Origin of the sequence: Gordonia liuliyuniae (genome assembly GCF_021738805.1) — a bacterium.
GTDB lineage: Bacteria > Actinomycetota > Actinomycetes > Mycobacteriales > Mycobacteriaceae > Gordonia > Gordonia liuliyuniae.
In genome coordinates, this window is sequence record NZ_JAKKOR010000011.1 from 199495 (window position 1) to 214705 (window position 15211).

A 15211-nucleotide genomic window follows, 5' to 3' on the forward strand; every position below is an offset into this window, starting at 1 on the left:
GGTGTCGGCTCCGAATGACCGGCATGACCGCACCGAAACATCTGCCACCGCATTCGCGGGTCGCCGTCGTCGGCAGTGGCGTCGCCGGCCTGACCGCTGCGCATCTCCTCGCGCGCACCCACACCGTGACTCTCCTGGAGTCCGACTCCCGTCTCGGCGGACACGCTCACACACAGACCGTGTCTCTGCTCGATGGCGACGTCTCGGTGGACACCGGATTCATCGTCCACAACGACCGCACGTACCCGACACTGCTGACACTGTTCGCCGAACTCGGGATCGCCACGCAAGACACCGACATGTCGATGTCCGTGCGGTCGGAACTCACCGGACTGGAGTACGCGGGAGCGCGCGGCGCCCTCGGGTTGTTCCCGCACCCGCGTAACGCGGTGAGCCCCAGACACATCCGAATGCTCATCGAAGTGCGGAGATTCCATCGACTCGCCCACGAGGTCCTCACCAACCCGGGGAACGACGTCGCCCTCGACGAATTCGTCCGGGAGGCAGGGCTGTCGGACTACTTCCTCGACAACTTCCTGCTTCCGCTCGTGGCCGCCGTGTGGTCGTGCGACTCGGCCACCGCGGGGCGTTATCCGGCTCGCTACCTGTTCGAGTTCCTCGACCACCACGGGATGCTCACCGTCTTCGGTTCGCCGACGTGGCGGACCGTCACCGGCGGCTCCGCGACCTACGTGCAGGCCGTCGCCGATCGACTGGCGTCGGCCGGCGGACGCGTGCTCGTCGACGCCCCGGTCCGCGGCATCCGCGAAACGGAGGACGGCGTGCGGATCGAGGCTCCCGGTCTGAACCAGACGTTCGACGCGGTCGTTGTCGCGACTCATCCGCACCAGGCGCTCGCCGCTCTCGACGGACCGACCGGCATGCAGCGGGAGGTACTGGGCGACATCGCGTACCTACCCAAACATGCTGTCCTGCACACCGATACGTCGCTGCTTCCGCGATCGCCGCGGGCCCGTGCATCGTGGAACTACCAGATCCGTGGCGACGGCGACGACGTCGCCGTCACCTACGATCTGACGCGCCTGATGCGTCTGTCCACCGGCGGCGAGCGCGTCCTCGTCACGATGGGACGCACCGATCTCGTCCATCCGCAGCACATCGTCTCGGCCATGACCTATGAGCACCCCGTCTACGATCTGGCGTCCGTGTCCGCGCAGAAGCGACTGCCCGACATCGACACCGCGCGGATCGTGTTCGCAGGCGCCTACCACGGATGGGGATTCCACGAGGACGGCGCGGCGTCGGGCGCCCGTGCAGCCGAGCGGCTCGGGAATGGGCGGCTCGGGAATGGGTGGTCGACCGTGTCGAATCGCGAAGCACTCGACGGCGACGGCCTGATCGGGCGGGCGCGATGAGCGTCCACACGCCGCGACTCGTGGCCAGTCGGATCACCCACGTGCGCACCGAACCCGTGGAGAACCGGTTCGTCTACCGCAGCATGCACTGGCTCGTCGACATCGACGCGCTGCCCGACCTCGGCGTCGGCAGACGATGGCTGGCCCGCTTCTGGGCCGCCGACCACTTCGCGCAGCCGGTGACCGACGGACAGACGCTCCGCGATCGGCTCACCGGCTTCCTCGCCGCAGAAGGCATTCAAGCGCCGACCGGTCGGGTGATCGTCCTGACGTCCCCGCGGGTCGCAGGCTACGTCTTCAACCCGCTCAGCGTGTTCTGGTGCCACCACGCAGACGGGACCCTCGCCTGTGTCGTCGCCGAGGTCCACAACACGTATTCGCAGCGGCACTGCTACGTGGTGCATCCCGACGCCGACGGCCGCGCCAGTGTGCCCAAAGAGTTCTACGTGTCACCGTTCAACGACGTCGACGGCAGCTATCGCCTCCGCCTGCCGAGCCCGGACGAGCACGGCCGGGTCTCGCTCGGTATCACGCTCCACCGGCCCGACCACGCGCCGTTCATCGCGACCCTCGTGGGCCGGTCACGTCCCGCGACACCGCGCGCCGTCCTCCGCGCTCAACTGTCCGCCCCGCTAGCGCCATGGATGGTCGCCGCTCGAATCCGCGTACAGGGCATCGCGCTGTGGATGCGCGGCCTGCCCATCGTCCCCCGCCCCGCACCCGAGAAGACCTGCAACCGAAAGGCCCTTCGATGACCATCGACCGACTGTACGAGAACGACATCGCGCAGAGCCGCGACCTCGACGACAGGGGTTCGGCCGTCGACCCCGCGAGGTGGCCGGACGTCGCCGCCCGCCCGGAATCGGTGACGGCGCGAATTCGCGGTCGGGCCGCCGAAGCATTGTTCCGGCGCGCGACGGCCGGCCTTCCGCCGGACGCTCCGCGAATGATCGTCCACGATGAAGACGCACTGTTCCGGCGAGTCGGGACGGCGGGGCTCATCGGTTTCGGCGAATCGTATATGGCGGGGGAGTGGACGGCAGACGACCTGGTCGCGACTCTCACCCCGCTCGCACAGCGCATCGCCGACATCGTGCCTGCGGCGTTGCAGCGGCTCCGTCCGATCATCCTGCCGAGCCATCCGCGCGACGAGGAGAATTCGCTGGCCAACACGCGATCGAACATCTCGCGTCACTACGACCTGTCCAACGACCTCTTCGCATCGTTTCTCGATGAGACCATGACCTACTCGAGTGCGCATTTCGGATCCGACGATGCGGCCGCGCATGCCGACTGGGACGATCTCGCCGATGCGCAGCGCGCCAAGATCGACCGGCTCCTCGATCAGGCAGGCGTCGAGTCGGGCACTCGGCTGTTGGAGATCGGGACCGGCTGGGGTGAGCTCGCGGTCCGCGCGGCGGAGCGGGGAGCCGTCGTCCGGAGCATCACGCTCTCGCACGAGCAGCAGGCGGCGGCACGACGACGCGCGACCTCCGCAGGCCTCGCCGACCGCATCCGGGTCGATCTCGCCGACTACCGCAGCATCGACGGTGATTACGACGCCGTGGTCTCCGTCGAGATGGTCGAAGCCGTCGGACGCGACTATTGGGGCGACTACTTCGCCACGATCAACCGAGTCCTCGCACCGGGCGGGCGGGCCGCGATCCAGGCGATCACCATGCCGCACGACCGGGTGCTGGCCTCGACCGGCACCTACACCTGGGTGCACAAATACATCTTCCCCGGCGGTCAGATCCCGTCCGAGCAGGCGCTTCGCCACGCGGCGGCGGTGTCCGGCCTCACGCCGACATACGCCGAATCGTTCGGCCTGCACTATGCGAAGACTCTCGAACTCTGGCGCGAACGCTTCAGCGCACACCGGGATCGGGTGGCAGAACTGGGATTCGACGACACGTTCGTCCGGATGTGGACGTTCTACCTCGCCTACTCCGAGGCGGGCTTCGCCTCGCGGTACCTCGACGTCTGGCACCTCGTCTACACGAAGGGCGCAGGCCGATGACGGGCATCTCGGGAGCAGCGACGATCCTCGCGGTATGCGCGGTGTGGATCGTCGTCCTGCAGGGCACCGCGTTCGCCGTCGGCCACCGCATCCGGCGATACAACGTCGTCGACGTGATCTGGGGTCTCGGCTTCGTCGGCATCGGCGTCGTTGCGCTCGTGCTCGGCGGCGGCGACCTCACACGCCGTACCGTGCTCGCCGTCGTAGTCGCCGTATGGGGTCTGCGCCTGTCCTGGCACATGCACGTCAAGACGCGCGGCCACGGCGAGGATCCTCGCTACGTCGACTACCTGGGACAGGACCCGACGGTGGGTACGGTCATCGGGAAGGTCTTCGCGACCCAGGGAGGCTCCCAACTCTGGGTCGGCCTGCCGATCGTGGTCTCCGCGGTATGCGGGGCGACGACTGGACCGGGCTGGATTCTCCTCGTAGTCGGTGTAGCGGCGGCCCTCGTCGGATTCTCTTTCGAAGCGATCGGCGACGCCCAACTGCGTGAGTACAAGGCCGACCCCGACCGGGGCCCGATCATGGATCGGGGGCTGTGGGGGTGGACGCGCCACCCGAACTACTTCGGCGATGCCTGCCTGTGGTGGGGGCTGTGGCTCATCGCCGCATCGGGAGGGCTGCCCGCAGTCCTGACCGTGCTGTCACCGGTCGCGATGACCTACTTCATCGTCTACGCGACCGGGGCACGCCGTCTCGAAGCGGCGATGGCCGGCAGACCCGGATACGCCGACTACTGTGCGCGAACCTCCTATTTCCTGCCGCGTCCACCGCGCCGGAGCCCCTGATGGAGTCGATCCGCCATGACGGCCATCGCTGAGACTCCCATCGGGCCCACCCGACCGACGGCGTCGAGGGCTAAGCTGATGTCCGATGAGACCTGGAGACCTGCAGTGACGCGTTCCGCGGCGACCGATACCGGTCTGGACGCCCTGATAGAGGCAACTGCAGCGGGCGAGATGGACGCCTTCGCCGAACTGTACGACCAAACCAGTGCGCGTATCTACGGCATGGTGCTGCGCGTGCTGCGCGATCCCGGATACAGCGAAGAGGTCACTCAGGAGGTGTACCTGCAGGTCTGGCGGGGCGCAGAGAAGTATCGCCGCACCGACGGATCACCGATCGCGTGGCTGCTCGCGATAGCTCACCGACGCGCCGTCGACCGGGTGCGATCGGAGTCGTCGGCATCGCGCCGCGAATCCTATTACGGCGCAAAGCAACTCGTTGAACTCGGCGATGAGGTCGGCGATACGGTCCAGATGCGCGAACAGGGCCGCCGCGTACGACGATGCCTGGGCGGTCTCAGTGAACTGCAGTCGCAGGCAATCGGCCTCGCCTACTACCAGGGGCTGTCGTATCGAGAGGTGTCCGAGGCGCTGGCGGTCCGACTGCCGACGGTGAAGAGCCGGATCCGCGACGGATTGAAGAAGCTGAGGGGGTGTTTGGAAAGTGAGTGACGATATGAGCGGTGCTGGGGAGACCGGCCACGTGGACGCCGACGATCTACTTGATCTCGCACCGCTGGTTGCGCTCGATGCACTCTCCGAGTCCGAACGCGCGAGTGTCGAGAAGCGTGTCCAACGCGCCGATGCGATGACTCGTCGCGCCTTCGACGTCGAAGTCGCCGCCGTCCGTGACACGTTGGCCGACATCGGCGAACTCACCGAACAGGCGCCGCGCGCGGGCCTGCGCGACGAACTGCTCGCGGCTGCCGAGCGCGATCGGCTCGCCGACCGACGGCGAGCAAGCCGGATCCGGTGGGGCGCCGCCGCGGCAGCGGTCGCGGCCGTCATCGCCGTGGGCGGCGGCGTGGTCGGCTACACGATGTCCGGTCGAGACGAACCTACCCAGACGACGGCCGAACGCGTCTTCGAGGCGACAGACGTGCGCACCGTGAGCGGCGAACTGGCGAAGGGGCGAGCGTCGGTGACGTTCTCACCGTCGGCGGGTGCGGGCGTCCTCGTCATGAACGACGTCACCCCGCCGGACGCGGGCAAGGTCTATCAGCTGTGGTTGGTAGGGCCGGACGGAACCCGCCTGGGCGGAGTGATGGCTCCGGACGATGTCGCTCCGTCGACGACGGTGGTTCTCGACGATCTCGGCGATGCGACGGCGATGGCGTTCACCGTCGGTGACATGGCGACGCCCGAACTGCGTATCGGGCCGACCGTCTCCGAGATGTCGCTCGGTTAGCGTCCCGCCGCCTGGTCCTCGAGGTAGCGCGGCTTGCAGATGACCCACGCCCCGCACAACATCACGAGGACCATGCCGACGACGAGTAGGAATGGGGCGCCCCAGCCGTGTGTCACGTCGTGCAGCACGCCGAACAGCAACGGGCCCGCGCAGGCGAGCAGATAGCCGACGCCCTGCGCGAAACCCGACAGTGACGCCGACGCGGCGCTCGTCCGCGTCCGCACGTTGATGAGGGTCAACGCCATCGGGAATGTCGTCGGGCCGAGACCGCAGAGGAGAGCCCACACCAACGGAGCCGACAGCGGGGCCCACATGAGTCCCGCGAAACCCGCGAACCAGCACGCCGCGAACAGCACGGTGAAACCGAACGGGTTGGCGAACCGCGTCGACAACGTCGGTGCGACGAATGTGGCGGCCAGGCCGACACCGGAGAACACAGCGACGGCCGTGCCGCCGAGCGACTCGCTGCCGCCGGCATCGGTGATGATCTTCGGCATCCACGTGAACATCGCGTATGTGCCTGCTGACGTCATGCCGAACATGAACGTCATGCCCCACGCCATCGGGCTGCGCCACATCGAGATCGTGGCGTCTGGAACAGGGGGCGTCGACTCGTCGACGACGGCCGCGTCTCGTCGGCCCGCAACTTCGCGTCGGGCGGCCGCGCGCCGTTCGCGGACCACCCACAGCCACGGGCCGAGCGCAGCGAGCGGAACGAGCGCCCACACGCCGAGCGAGAACCGCCAGTCGACCGCGTCGGCCAACGGGATCGCGACCGCGGCCGGGATCACGGTCCCCGCCTGCACGAAGATGATGTATGCCGTGCTGATCGGGGCGATCCGGTCGGCGAAGTAGCGCTTCACCAGCGGCGGGATCAGGATGTTTCCGATACCCATGCCGAACAGGGCGACACACGAGAGGACGACCAGCACGGCGACGTTCTGGCTCAGCGACCGTGCTGCGATGCCGACACCGGTGATGACGACGGCGGCGAGCATCACCTGTTCGATGCCGAACCGGCGTCCCAGCCCCGGCGAGACGATCCCCGCGACGCCGAACGCGAGCGTCGGCAGCATGCCGAGCAATCCGCTGACGGCGGTGCCGAATCCGACGTCCTCGGAGACGCGTTCGAGGAGAGGAGTGAGCGAGGTGACCGCGGTGCGCAGCGAGAACGCGAACACGACGATCGCGAGAAGGACGATGATCCGACCTCGCAGACTTCCCGATCCGTATCGTTCGAACGTCTGAGTCTGCGGCATGGTCGTCACCGGACCAATGGTCGCAGCCGTCGTCGGGGCGACGCGAGTTCTTTTGCGGTGCGACCGGTCACATGCTGCCCCGCAGCGTGACGGGACATGCGTTGCGGGTGTTTCCGGCTGTTCGGACCGTGTTCAACCTCGCATGTCAATGATTTTGACCAGGGTAAACCGGGGCGGTAAAGTATTGCGTCGGCACCTGCCCACGGTAGGTGCTGCCCGAATTCTCTTCCGAACCCGGTTTGGGGGAGGCGGGATCGCGAGCCGGATACGGCGTGGCTGACACGCCCGACCTCGGGGTGGCGATATTGCAGTTGACCGGCGCAGACGCGCCGGTGGGGCGAGTTGCGGACATCGTTCGGAGCGTATGCGGGTGCATGCCTGCGTGCGGACCGGAAGACGTGCCCGGAGCACTAACCGTGACGAGAAGAAGGACCGACGGGAGTCGGCCCACAAGGAGAAAAGAACTCAGTGCCAACTATTAACCAGCTGGTCCGCAAGGGCCGCAAGGACAAGGCGACGATCAAGAAGACCGCCGCCCTGAAGGGGAGCCCGCAGCGGCGCGGCGTGTGCACTCGCGTGTACACCACCACCCCCAAGAAGCCGAACTCCGCTCTTCGTAAGGTCGCCCGCGTGCGCCTGACGAGTGGCGTCGAGGTCACCGCCTACATTCCGGGTGAGGGCCACAACCTGCAGGAGCACTCGATGGTGCTCGTTCGCGGCGGACGTGTGAAGGACCTCCCCGGTGTTCGCTACCGCATCATCCGCGGCTCGCTCGACACCCAGGGTGTCAAGGACCGCAAGCAGGCTCGTAGCCGTTACGGCGCCAAGAAGGGAAGCTGATCTAGATGCCACGTAAAGGACCCGCTCCCAAGCGCCCGCTGATCAACGACCCGGTCTACGGTTCGCCCCTGGTCACGCAGCTCGTCAACAAGATCCTGCTGGACGGCAAGAAGTCGACCGCCGAGCGGATCGTCTACCAGGCTCTCGAGCAGGCTCGTGAGAAGACCGGCACCGACCCCGTCGTCACGCTCAAGCGTGCACTCGACAACGTCAAGCCGACCCTCGAGGTCAAGAGCCGCCGCGTCGGTGGTGCCACCTACCAGGTGCCGATCGAGGTCAAGCCGGGCCGCGCCAACACGTTGGCTCTCCGCTGGCTCGTCACGTTCAGCCGTCAGCGTCGTGAGAAGACGATGGTCGAGCGTCTCGCCAACGAGCTGCTCGACGCGTCGAACGGTCTCGGAGCTTCGGTGAAGCGCCGCGAAGACACCCACAAGATGGCTGAAGCCAACCGGGCGTTCGCGCACTACCGCTGGTGACAACCGCCGGACGCGGATCGGGTCACCCCCGATCCGCGTTCATCGGCCCTTTGCCCTCGGGCGGATGGTCGTCGAAGAACCAATTCCAACCTCTAGCGAAAATGCGAGGCGAATAAGTGGCACAGGAAGTGCTGACCGACCTGACCAAGGTCCGCAACATCGGCATCATGGCCCACATCGATGCCGGCAAGACCACCACCACCGAGCGCATCCTCTACTACACCGGTGTGAACTACAAGATCGGTGAGACCCACGACGGTGCGTCGACGACTGACTGGATGGAGCAGGAGAAGGAGCGTGGTATCACCATCACCTCCGCCGCCGTGACCTGCTTCTGGGACAACAACCAGATCAACGTCATCGACACTCCCGGCCACGTCGACTTCACGGTCGAGGTCGAGCGCGCGCTTCGCGTCCTCGACGGCGCCGTCGCCGTCTTCGACGGCAAAGAGGGCGTCGAGCCCCAGTCCGAGCAGGTCTGGCGCCAGGCCACCAAGTACGACGTCCCCCGTATCTGCTTCGTCAACAAGATGGACAAGATGGGCGCGGACTTCTACTTCACCGTGCAGACGATCATCGATCGTCTCGGTGCGAAGCCTCTCGTCATGCAGCTCCCGATCGGTGCCGAGGATGCCTTCGACGGCGTCGTCGACCTGATCGAGATGAAGGCCATCACCTGGCGCGGCACCGTCGAGATCGGCGCTGCGCCGACCATCGAGGAGATCCCCGCGGAGCTGGCCGACAAGGCTGCCGAGTACCGCGAGAAGCTGCTCGAGACGGTCGCCGAGTCGGACGAAGCCCTCATGGAGAAGTACTTCTCCGGTGAGGAACTGTCGATCGACGAGATCAAGGGTGCGATCCGCAAGCTGACGATCAACTCCGAGATCTACCCGGTGCTGTGTGGTTCGGCGTTCAAGAACAAGGGCGTTCAGCCCATGCTCGACGCCGTGATCGACTACCTCCCGAACCCGCTCGACGTCGGCGAGATCGAGGGCCACGTCGTCGGCAACGAAGAGGAGATCATCTCCCGCAAGCCGTCGAAGGACGAGCCGTTCTCGGCGCTCGCGTTCAAGATCGCTGCTCACCCGTTCTTCGGCAAGCTGACGTTCGTGCGTGTGTACTCGGGTCGCGTCGACCCGGGAACGCAGGTCCTGAATGCCACCAAGGGCAAGAAGGAGCGCATCGGCAAGCTCTTCCAGATGCACGCCAACAAGGAGAATCCGGTCGAAGACGCGGTGGCCGGCCACATCTACGCGATGATCGGCCTCAAGGACACCACGACCGGTGACACCCTGTGTGACACCAGCGCTCCGATCGTCCTCGAGTCGATGAGCTTCCCGGACCCGGTCATCAACGTCTCGATCGAGCCGAAGACCAAGTCCGACCAGGAGAAGCTGGGCACCGCGATCCAGAAGCTCGCCGAAGAGGATCCGACCTTCTCGGTGAACCTGGACGACGAGACCGGCCAAACCGTCATCGGCGGCATGGGCGAGCTCCACCTCGACATCCTCGTCGATCGCATGAAGCGCGAGTTCAAGGTCGAGGCGAACGTCGGCAAGCCCCAGGTCGCCTACCGCGAGACGATCCGCAAGGCCGTCGACAAGCACGAGTTCACCCACAAGAAGCAGACGGGTGGCTCGGGCCAGTTCGCGAAGGTGATCATCAAGCTCGAACCGTTGGTCGACGGCGAAGAAGGCGCTACCTACGAGTTCAAGAACGCCGTCACCGGCGGCCGTGTCCCGCGCGAGTACATCCCTTCGGTGGATGCCGGTGCGCAGGACGCGATGCAGTACGGTGTGCTGGCCGGCTACCCGCTGGTCAACCTGAAGGTCACCCTGCTCGACGGTCAGTACCATGACGTCGACTCGTCGGAGATGGCCTTCAAGATCGCCGGTTCGCAGGCCCTCAAAGAGGCTGCGAAGATGGCACAGCCCGTCATCCTGGAGCCGATCATGGCCGTCGAGGTCACGACTCCGGAAGACTACATGGGCGACGTCATCGGCGACCTCAACTCCCGCCGTGGTCAGATCCAGGCCATGGAGGAGCGCAGCGGTGCTCGAGTCGTGAAGGCTCAGGTTCCGCTGTCGGAGATGTTCGGCTACATCGGAGACCTTCGGTCGAAGACCCAGGGCCGCGCAAACTACTCCATGGTCTTCGACTCGTACGCTGAAGTTCCGGCGAACGTGTCGAAGGAGATCATCGCGAAGGCGACGGGCGAGTAGAAACCGCTCGCCGTCTTGGCGGAACCCATTGGCGGACCACGCCAGCGTGGACAAACCAATACCCCGATCGGCGGCTCCCGCCGTCGATCGGGGACCATGTAAGAAGCCTCCCCGTAGTGGTACAGATGAGTATCGGTACAGGGAACCCATACACCGTCGACCGGGAACCACCCGGTGGCGCAGAGAAGTCCAGGAGGACATCAAGTGGCGAAGGCGAAGTTCGAGCGGACCAAGCCGCACGTGAACATCGGCACCATCGGTCACGTCGACCACGGCAAGACCACCACCACGGCTGCCATCACCAAGGTGCTGGCAGACCAGTACCCGGACCTGAACGAGAGCTTCGCTTTCGATCAGATCGACAAGGCGCCTGAGGAGAAGGCTCGTGGTATCACGATCAACATCTCCCACGTCGAGTACCAGACGGAGAAGCGTCACTACGCTCACGTCGACGCTCCGGGTCACGCCGACTACATCAAGAACATGATCACCGGTGCCGCCCAGATGGACGGCGCGATCTTGGTCGTGGCCGCCACCGACGGCCCGATGCCGCAGACCCGCGAGCACGTCCTCCTGGCCCGCCAGGTTGGCGTCCCCTACATCCTCGTCGCACTGAACAAGGCCGACATGGTCGACGACGAAGAGATCATGGAGCTCGTCGAGATGGAGGTCCGCGAACTGCTGGCCGCCCAGGAGTTCGACGAGGACGCACCGGTCGTGCCGATCTCGGCGCTGAAGGCGCTCGAGGGCGACGAGAAGTGGGTCAAGTCCGTCCAGGACCTGATGGCTGCCGTCGACGAGTCGATCCCGGACCCGGTCCGCGAGACCGAGAAGCCGTTCCTGATGCCCGTCGAGGACGTCTTCACGATCACCGGTCGTGGCACCGTTGTCACCGGTCGCGTCGAGCGTGGCGAGATCAACGTCAACGCTGAGGTCGAGATCGTCGGCATCCGCGAGAAGAGCACCAAGACCACCGTCACCGGTATCGAGATGTTCCACAAGCTCCTCGACTCGGCACAGGCTGGCGACAACGCCGGTCTGCTGCTCCGCGGCCTCAAGCGTGAGGACGTCGAGCGCGGTCAGGTCATCGTGCAGCCGGGCACCACGACCCCGCACACGGAGTTCGAGGGCCAGGCGTACATCCTGTCGAAGGACGAGGGTGGCCGTCACACCCCGTTCTTCAACAACTACCGTCCGCAGTTCTACTTCCGCACCACGGACGTGACCGGTGTCGTGACCCTTCCTGAGGGCACCGAGATGGTCATGCCGGGCGACAACACCGAGATGAGCGTCAAGCTCATCCAGCCGGTCGCCATGGACGAAGGCCTGCGTTACGCGATCCGCGAGGGTGGCCGCACCGTCGGTGCCGGTCGCGTCACGAAGATCATCAAGTGATGACCACCCGCCGGGCGCAGAAGCGGAAGTGAACTTTGCGGTGCCCGGCGGGACATCACGGATCATCAAGTGATGACCACCCGCCGGGCGCAGAAGCGGAAGTGAACTTTGCGGTGCCCGGCGGGACATCACGGATCATCAAGTGATGCCCACCCGCTGATCTCGCATCGAGGTCTGAAAGAGCCCCGCTCCGATTCGTCGGAGCGGGGCTCTTTCGTGTGTCGAGCGACGTCCCGTACGAGCAGGGCTAATCGGCGGGTCAAGGCCGACGTCGCGATCCTCGACATCGCCGCCCAGGTGGACTCGGTCCTGTATCCGACGGCGACGCCGGAGGATCTGGCGTCGACCGAGCGTGAACTCAAAGACCTCGGCGTGGAGGTGCTGGCGATCCAGTGCGACGTCCGCGATCAGGAGGCCGTCGAAGCCGCCGTCGCCCGCGTCGAAGAAGAGTTCGGCGGGATCGACATCTCCTCGCCAATGCGGGAGTCATGGCGAGCTACGGCGAGAAGAAGCACGACATGGCGGCCTGGGACGACTCCGTCGCCATCATGCTCAACGGCGTCTACTACACGCTGCGTGCGGTCACGCCCGGGCTGATCGAACGGGACCGTGGCGGCGCGATCGTGATCACCGGTTCGACATCCAGCTATATCGGAGTCGCGTACAAGCCGGAGATGCTCAACCCCGGACAGATGGGTTACGGAGCCGCGAAGAGCGCCATCCTCTCGTTGATGCGGAACTTCGCGATGGTCCTCGGAAAGCACGGTGTTCGGGTCAACACAGTCATTCGGCGACGGTGAGGACCGAGGTTCCGGGCTTGGGACTCCCGGAACTGAGGTTCCCGGAGCGCGGCGCCGCATCGGCCGACATTAGTCTGGATGTCATGGTGTCTCAACGTCGCACGCTGACGCGTGCCGGGCTGTCGTTGTCGATCCAGGTGTCGGGGCCGCTCGACCCGGCCAGTGTCCCGGTGGTCCTGGTCCACGGCATGGGCGGCGATCGTACGACGTGGCGTCCGCTGGCGAGCAAGCTCCGCAAGGCCGGTCGGACGGTGGTCAGTTTCGACATGCGTGGCCATGGGCGGACCGGGCCCGCAGAGTCGTATCTCCTCGACGACTTCCGTGACGACCTCTCCGCCGTCGTCGATGACCTCGGTGCCGAGCGCGTCGACCTCGTCGGACACTCGCTGGGTGCCCACACGGCACTCCGGTTCGCCATTTCCACACCCCAACGCGCCCGCCGGATCGTGCTCGAAGAGGTTCCGCCGATCCCGCGCGATGCCGCCGATCTCGCCGAGGAGGTCACCCCGTCCGCGACGTTGGGGGAGCGGATCCGGGGGATAGGGTCGCTCGTCGCCAACCCTGGACCATTTCTACGGTTCGACCGTGCTCTGGGTGATCCGGTGATGTCGGCGTTTGCCATCGCCGAGCCCGCGTGGTGGTGCAGTCTTCAGCAGGTCACGGCACCGACACTTGTCGTGTCGGGTGGACGACGCAGCTTCCTGCCGCCGAGGCATCTGCGTGACCTTGCCTACGCGCTGCCTTCAGGCGATTTCCTGACGATCGAGGCGGGCCACAGCGTGCACCGCGATCGTCGCGACGAGTTCACCGAGGTGGTTCTCGCTCACCTGTCGTGAGACGCCCCTGTTCTGATGAGTCCATTCGTGTGACGATCGAGGAATGAACTCTCTGATCGTCGTCGCGTCGAAGTCGCATGGAAACACTCGTCGGATCGCGGAAGCGATGGCGGAGACGCTCGACGCCCGGGTCGTCACGCCCGACGAGGTGTACGACGCCGAGATCGACGCCGCTGATCTGATCGGGTGGGGTTCGGGAATCTACTGGATGTCGTTCGCTCCCGAACTGCGACGTCGCGTCCAGCGGCTCGATGCGCGTGGCCGCGGCCGCGCCTTCGTTTTCTCCACGAGCGGGCTTCCCGAGACACCGCTTCGCCGATACAGCCGCGCCCTGGTGGAGTCACTCGCTGGCCGCGGCTTCACCGTCGCCGACGATGTGTTCGCCTGTCGCGGCCTCGACACGATGGGGCCGCTCGCCCTGATCGGCGGGGTCAACAAGGGGGCGCCGACGACGAACGACCTGGCCGCCGCGCAAGCGTTCGCGCGGCGCGTCCGCGAGTCCTGATCTATCCGTCGCTCGCGATCATCCAGGCGATGCCGAAGCGGTCCGTGAACATGCCGAAGTAGGCGCCCCATGGCGCTTGGTCGAACGGCATCGTCACCGTCGCTCCGTCGGTCAGTCCGGCCCAGGCGCGCCGCAACTCGTCGACGTCGGAGCCGGACAACGACACGGAGATCCCGGTCGGAGCGGTGTACGGCATGACGCTGGGGGTGTCGGAGGCCATCAGGACGAGGTCGTCGTCGGTGGTGAGTTGTGCGTGCATCACCAGGGTGCGTTCGCTGGGGTCGGGGACCATGTCGGGGAAGTCTTCGAAAGTGCTGACGACGAGTTCTCCGCCGAGGACCTCGTGATAGAACTCCATCGCATCGCGGGCGTTGTTCCTGAATGAGATGTACGGATTGAGGTGCGCCATGGACTCTTCTCCCTGTGAGGTCTGATCGACCGGTGGTCGCCGGTGGTCGCCGATCCCGGTGTCCGCACATTCAGTGTTCACGCAGCCATGCGGCGGCACAAGAGGAGTGCGTCGACGCGGTCAGCACAGGAGCGGTCGTCGTCTGCTGCGGAGCGCGTGCAAGAGTTGTCGATATGACGAACTCCGATTACGACACCGTGGACCGGGCGCTCGCCGAACGCTACAGCTGTCGAGGGTTTCTGCCTGACCGAGTTCCGGGTGAGACGTTGCGGGCGCTCTTCGCCAGCGCCCAGCGCACCGCGTCCTGGTGCAATTCGCAGGCTTGGCAGGTCACGCTCGTCAGCGCCGACGACGCGGCCGAGTTCGGCGACGCGCTGACCGCGTGGGTCGCCTCGGGGAAGCCGCAGGTCATGGATATCGATCCGCCGACCCGTTACGAGGGCGTGTACCAGGAGCGGCGCCGGGGCGCCGGTTTCGCGCTGTACAACGCGGTCGGCGTCGAGCGCGACGACACCGAGGGCCGGATGCGTCAGATGGCAGAAAACTTTCGCTTCTTCGGCGCTCCACACGTCGCGGTGATCTCGTCGCCGAAGTCTTTGGGGCCGTACGGCGCCGTCGACTGCGGCGCGTACGTGTCGTCGTTGTTGACCGTCGCGCAGAGCCTCGGGCTCGCGACCATCGCTCAGGCCGCGATCGCCATGTACTCGGACTTCGTCCACGACCACCTGGACATCCCCGACGACCGGAACATCGTCTGTGCCGTCTCGATCGGCTACGCAGACGATGCACACCCGGCCAACGGGTTCCGCACCGAGCGGACCGACGTCGACGGAGTCGTCGTCGGGCTAGGGTGACCGCGCAATGGCACCGTCGGGCT

The 15211-nt window shown here is 66.0% G+C and carries 15 protein-coding genes and 1 pseudogene; 14 read left to right on the forward strand and 2 right to left on the reverse strand.

Annotated features, from left to right (window positions below):
• Positions 1 to 23 precede the first annotated feature (23 nt).
• The 6 genes from L5G33_RS14995 to L5G33_RS15020 are packed head-to-tail and all read left to right on the forward strand — an operon-like array spanning position 24 to position 5592.
• On the forward strand, positions 24 to 1376 hold the full coding sequence (locus L5G33_RS14995; protein ID WP_236998995.1) for an NAD(P)/FAD-dependent oxidoreductase: 1353 nt from the start codon (positions 24 to 26) through the stop codon (positions 1374 to 1376).
• Positions 1373 to 2131 carry a DUF1365 domain-containing protein gene (locus L5G33_RS15000; protein ID WP_236998996.1) on the forward strand — a complete coding sequence of 253 codons (759 nt, stop codon included), beginning with the start codon at positions 1373 to 1375 and terminating at the stop codon, positions 2129 to 2131. The genes L5G33_RS14995 and L5G33_RS15000 overlap by 4 nt, the downstream gene beginning before the upstream one ends.
• Positions 2128 to 3396, forward strand: coding sequence for an SAM-dependent methyltransferase (locus tag L5G33_RS15005; protein WP_236998997.1), 1269 nt, complete (start codon positions 2128 to 2130; stop codon positions 3394 to 3396). Before L5G33_RS15000 ends, L5G33_RS15005 begins: the two co-directional genes overlap by 4 nt.
• Positions 3393 to 4187 carry a DUF1295 domain-containing protein gene (locus L5G33_RS15010; RefSeq protein WP_236998998.1) on the forward strand — a complete coding sequence of 265 codons (795 nt, stop codon included), beginning with the start codon at positions 3393 to 3395 and terminating at the stop codon, positions 4185 to 4187. Before L5G33_RS15005 ends, L5G33_RS15010 begins: the two co-directional genes overlap by 4 nt.
• A gap of 15 nt (positions 4188 to 4202) precedes the next feature.
• Positions 4203 to 4856 carry an ECF RNA polymerase sigma factor SigK gene (sigK, locus tag L5G33_RS15015; protein ID WP_372476914.1) on the forward strand — a complete coding sequence of 218 codons (654 nt, stop codon included), beginning with the start codon at positions 4203 to 4205 and terminating at the stop codon, positions 4854 to 4856.
• Positions 4849 to 5592: an anti-sigma factor gene (locus L5G33_RS15020; protein ID WP_236998999.1), complete on the forward strand. Its 744-nt coding sequence runs from the start codon at positions 4849 to 4851 to the stop codon at positions 5590 to 5592. Before sigK ends, L5G33_RS15020 begins: the two co-directional genes overlap by 8 nt.
• Here the strand turns inward: L5G33_RS15020 and L5G33_RS15025 are convergent.
• Positions 5589 to 6860: a CynX/NimT family MFS transporter gene (locus L5G33_RS15025; protein ID WP_372476915.1), complete on the reverse strand. Its 1272-nt coding sequence runs from the start codon at positions 6858 to 6860 to the stop codon at positions 5589 to 5591. The two genes, L5G33_RS15020 and L5G33_RS15025, sit on opposite strands and share 4 nt — an antisense overlap.
• Positions 6861 to 7319: 459 nt before the next feature.
• Between L5G33_RS15025 and rpsL the strand changes: the two genes are divergently transcribed.
• From rpsL to L5G33_RS15060, 7 genes and pseudogenes are all read left to right on the forward strand, one after another.
• Positions 7320 to 7691, forward strand: coding sequence for a 30S ribosomal protein S12 (gene rpsL / locus L5G33_RS15030; RefSeq protein ID WP_236999000.1), 372 nt, complete (start codon positions 7320 to 7322; stop codon positions 7689 to 7691).
• A 5-nt stretch (positions 7692 to 7696) separates the two neighbouring features.
• Entirely contained in the window at positions 7697 to 8167 is a 471-nt protein-coding gene (gene rpsG / locus L5G33_RS15035) for a 30S ribosomal protein S7 (protein ID WP_161062017.1), read from the forward strand.
• Between the two features lie 116 nt (positions 8168 to 8283).
• Entirely contained in the window at positions 8284 to 10389 is a 2106-nt protein-coding gene (gene fusA / locus L5G33_RS15040) for an elongation factor G (RefSeq protein WP_236999001.1), read from the forward strand.
• Positions 10390 to 10593: 204 nt separating this feature from the next.
• Complete coding sequence (tuf, locus tag L5G33_RS15045) at positions 10594 to 11784, forward strand: elongation factor Tu (RefSeq protein WP_236999002.1); 1191 nt, start codon at positions 10594 to 10596, stop codon at positions 11782 to 11784.
• Between the two features lie 297 nt (positions 11785 to 12081).
• A pseudogene (locus tag L5G33_RS15050) lies at positions 12082 to 12584 on the forward strand (SDR family NAD(P)-dependent oxidoreductase).
• Between the two features lie 83 nt (positions 12585 to 12667).
• A complete protein-coding gene (locus tag L5G33_RS15055) occupies positions 12668 to 13420 on the forward strand; it encodes an alpha/beta fold hydrolase (RefSeq protein ID WP_236999003.1) in 753 nt (250 codons plus the stop codon).
• A 43-nt stretch (positions 13421 to 13463) separates the two neighbouring features.
• Positions 13464 to 13925: a flavodoxin family protein gene (locus tag L5G33_RS15060; RefSeq protein WP_236999004.1), complete on the forward strand. Its 462-nt coding sequence runs from the start codon at positions 13464 to 13466 to the stop codon at positions 13923 to 13925.
• 1 nt (position 13926) lies between these two features.
• Here L5G33_RS15060 and L5G33_RS15065 read toward each other — a convergent pair whose 3' ends face one another.
• Positions 13927 to 14334, reverse strand: a complete 408-nt coding sequence (locus L5G33_RS15065) for a VOC family protein (RefSeq protein WP_236999005.1) — start codon at positions 14332 to 14334, stop codon at positions 13927 to 13929.
• A gap of 173 nt (positions 14335 to 14507) precedes the next feature.
• Between L5G33_RS15065 and L5G33_RS15070 the strand changes: the two genes are divergently transcribed.
• A complete protein-coding gene (locus tag L5G33_RS15070; protein WP_236999006.1) occupies positions 14508 to 15188 on the forward strand; it encodes a nitroreductase in 681 nt (226 codons plus the stop codon).
• Positions 15189 to 15211: the final 23 nt, after the last annotated feature.

What these genes read in the sequence shown, in the direction of transcription:
- L5G33_RS14995 (WP_236998995.1), top strand. Translation starts at nt 24, where the DNA reads ATGACCGCACCGAAACATCTGCCACCGCATTCGCGGGTCGCCGTCGTC.
- L5G33_RS15000 (WP_236998996.1), top strand. Translation starts at nt 1,373, where the DNA reads ATGAGCGTCCACACGCCGCGACTCGTGGCCAGTCGGATCACCCACGTG.
- L5G33_RS15005 (WP_236998997.1), top strand. Translation starts at nt 2,128, where the DNA reads ATGACCATCGACCGACTGTACGAGAACGACATCGCGCAGAGCCGCGAC.
- L5G33_RS15010 (WP_236998998.1), top strand. Translation starts at nt 3,393, where the DNA reads ATGACGGGCATCTCGGGAGCAGCGACGATCCTCGCGGTATGCGCGGTG.
- sigK (WP_372476914.1), top strand. Translation starts at nt 4,203, where the DNA reads ATGACGGCCATCGCTGAGACTCCCATCGGGCCCACCCGACCGACGGCG.
- rpsG (WP_161062017.1), top strand. Translation starts at nt 7,697, where the DNA reads ATGCCACGTAAAGGACCCGCTCCCAAGCGCCCGCTGATCAACGACCCG.
- L5G33_RS15055 (WP_236999003.1), top strand. Translation starts at nt 12,668, where the DNA reads ATGGTGTCTCAACGTCGCACGCTGACGCGTGCCGGGCTGTCGTTGTCG.
- L5G33_RS15060 (WP_236999004.1), top strand. Translation starts at nt 13,464, where the DNA reads ATGAACTCTCTGATCGTCGTCGCGTCGAAGTCGCATGGAAACACTCGT.
- L5G33_RS15065 (WP_236999005.1), bottom strand. Translation starts at nt 14,334, where the DNA reads ATGGCGCACCTCAATCCGTACATCTCATTCAGGAACAACGCCCGCGAT.
- L5G33_RS15070 (WP_236999006.1), top strand. Translation starts at nt 14,508, where the DNA reads ATGACGAACTCCGATTACGACACCGTGGACCGGGCGCTCGCCGAACGC.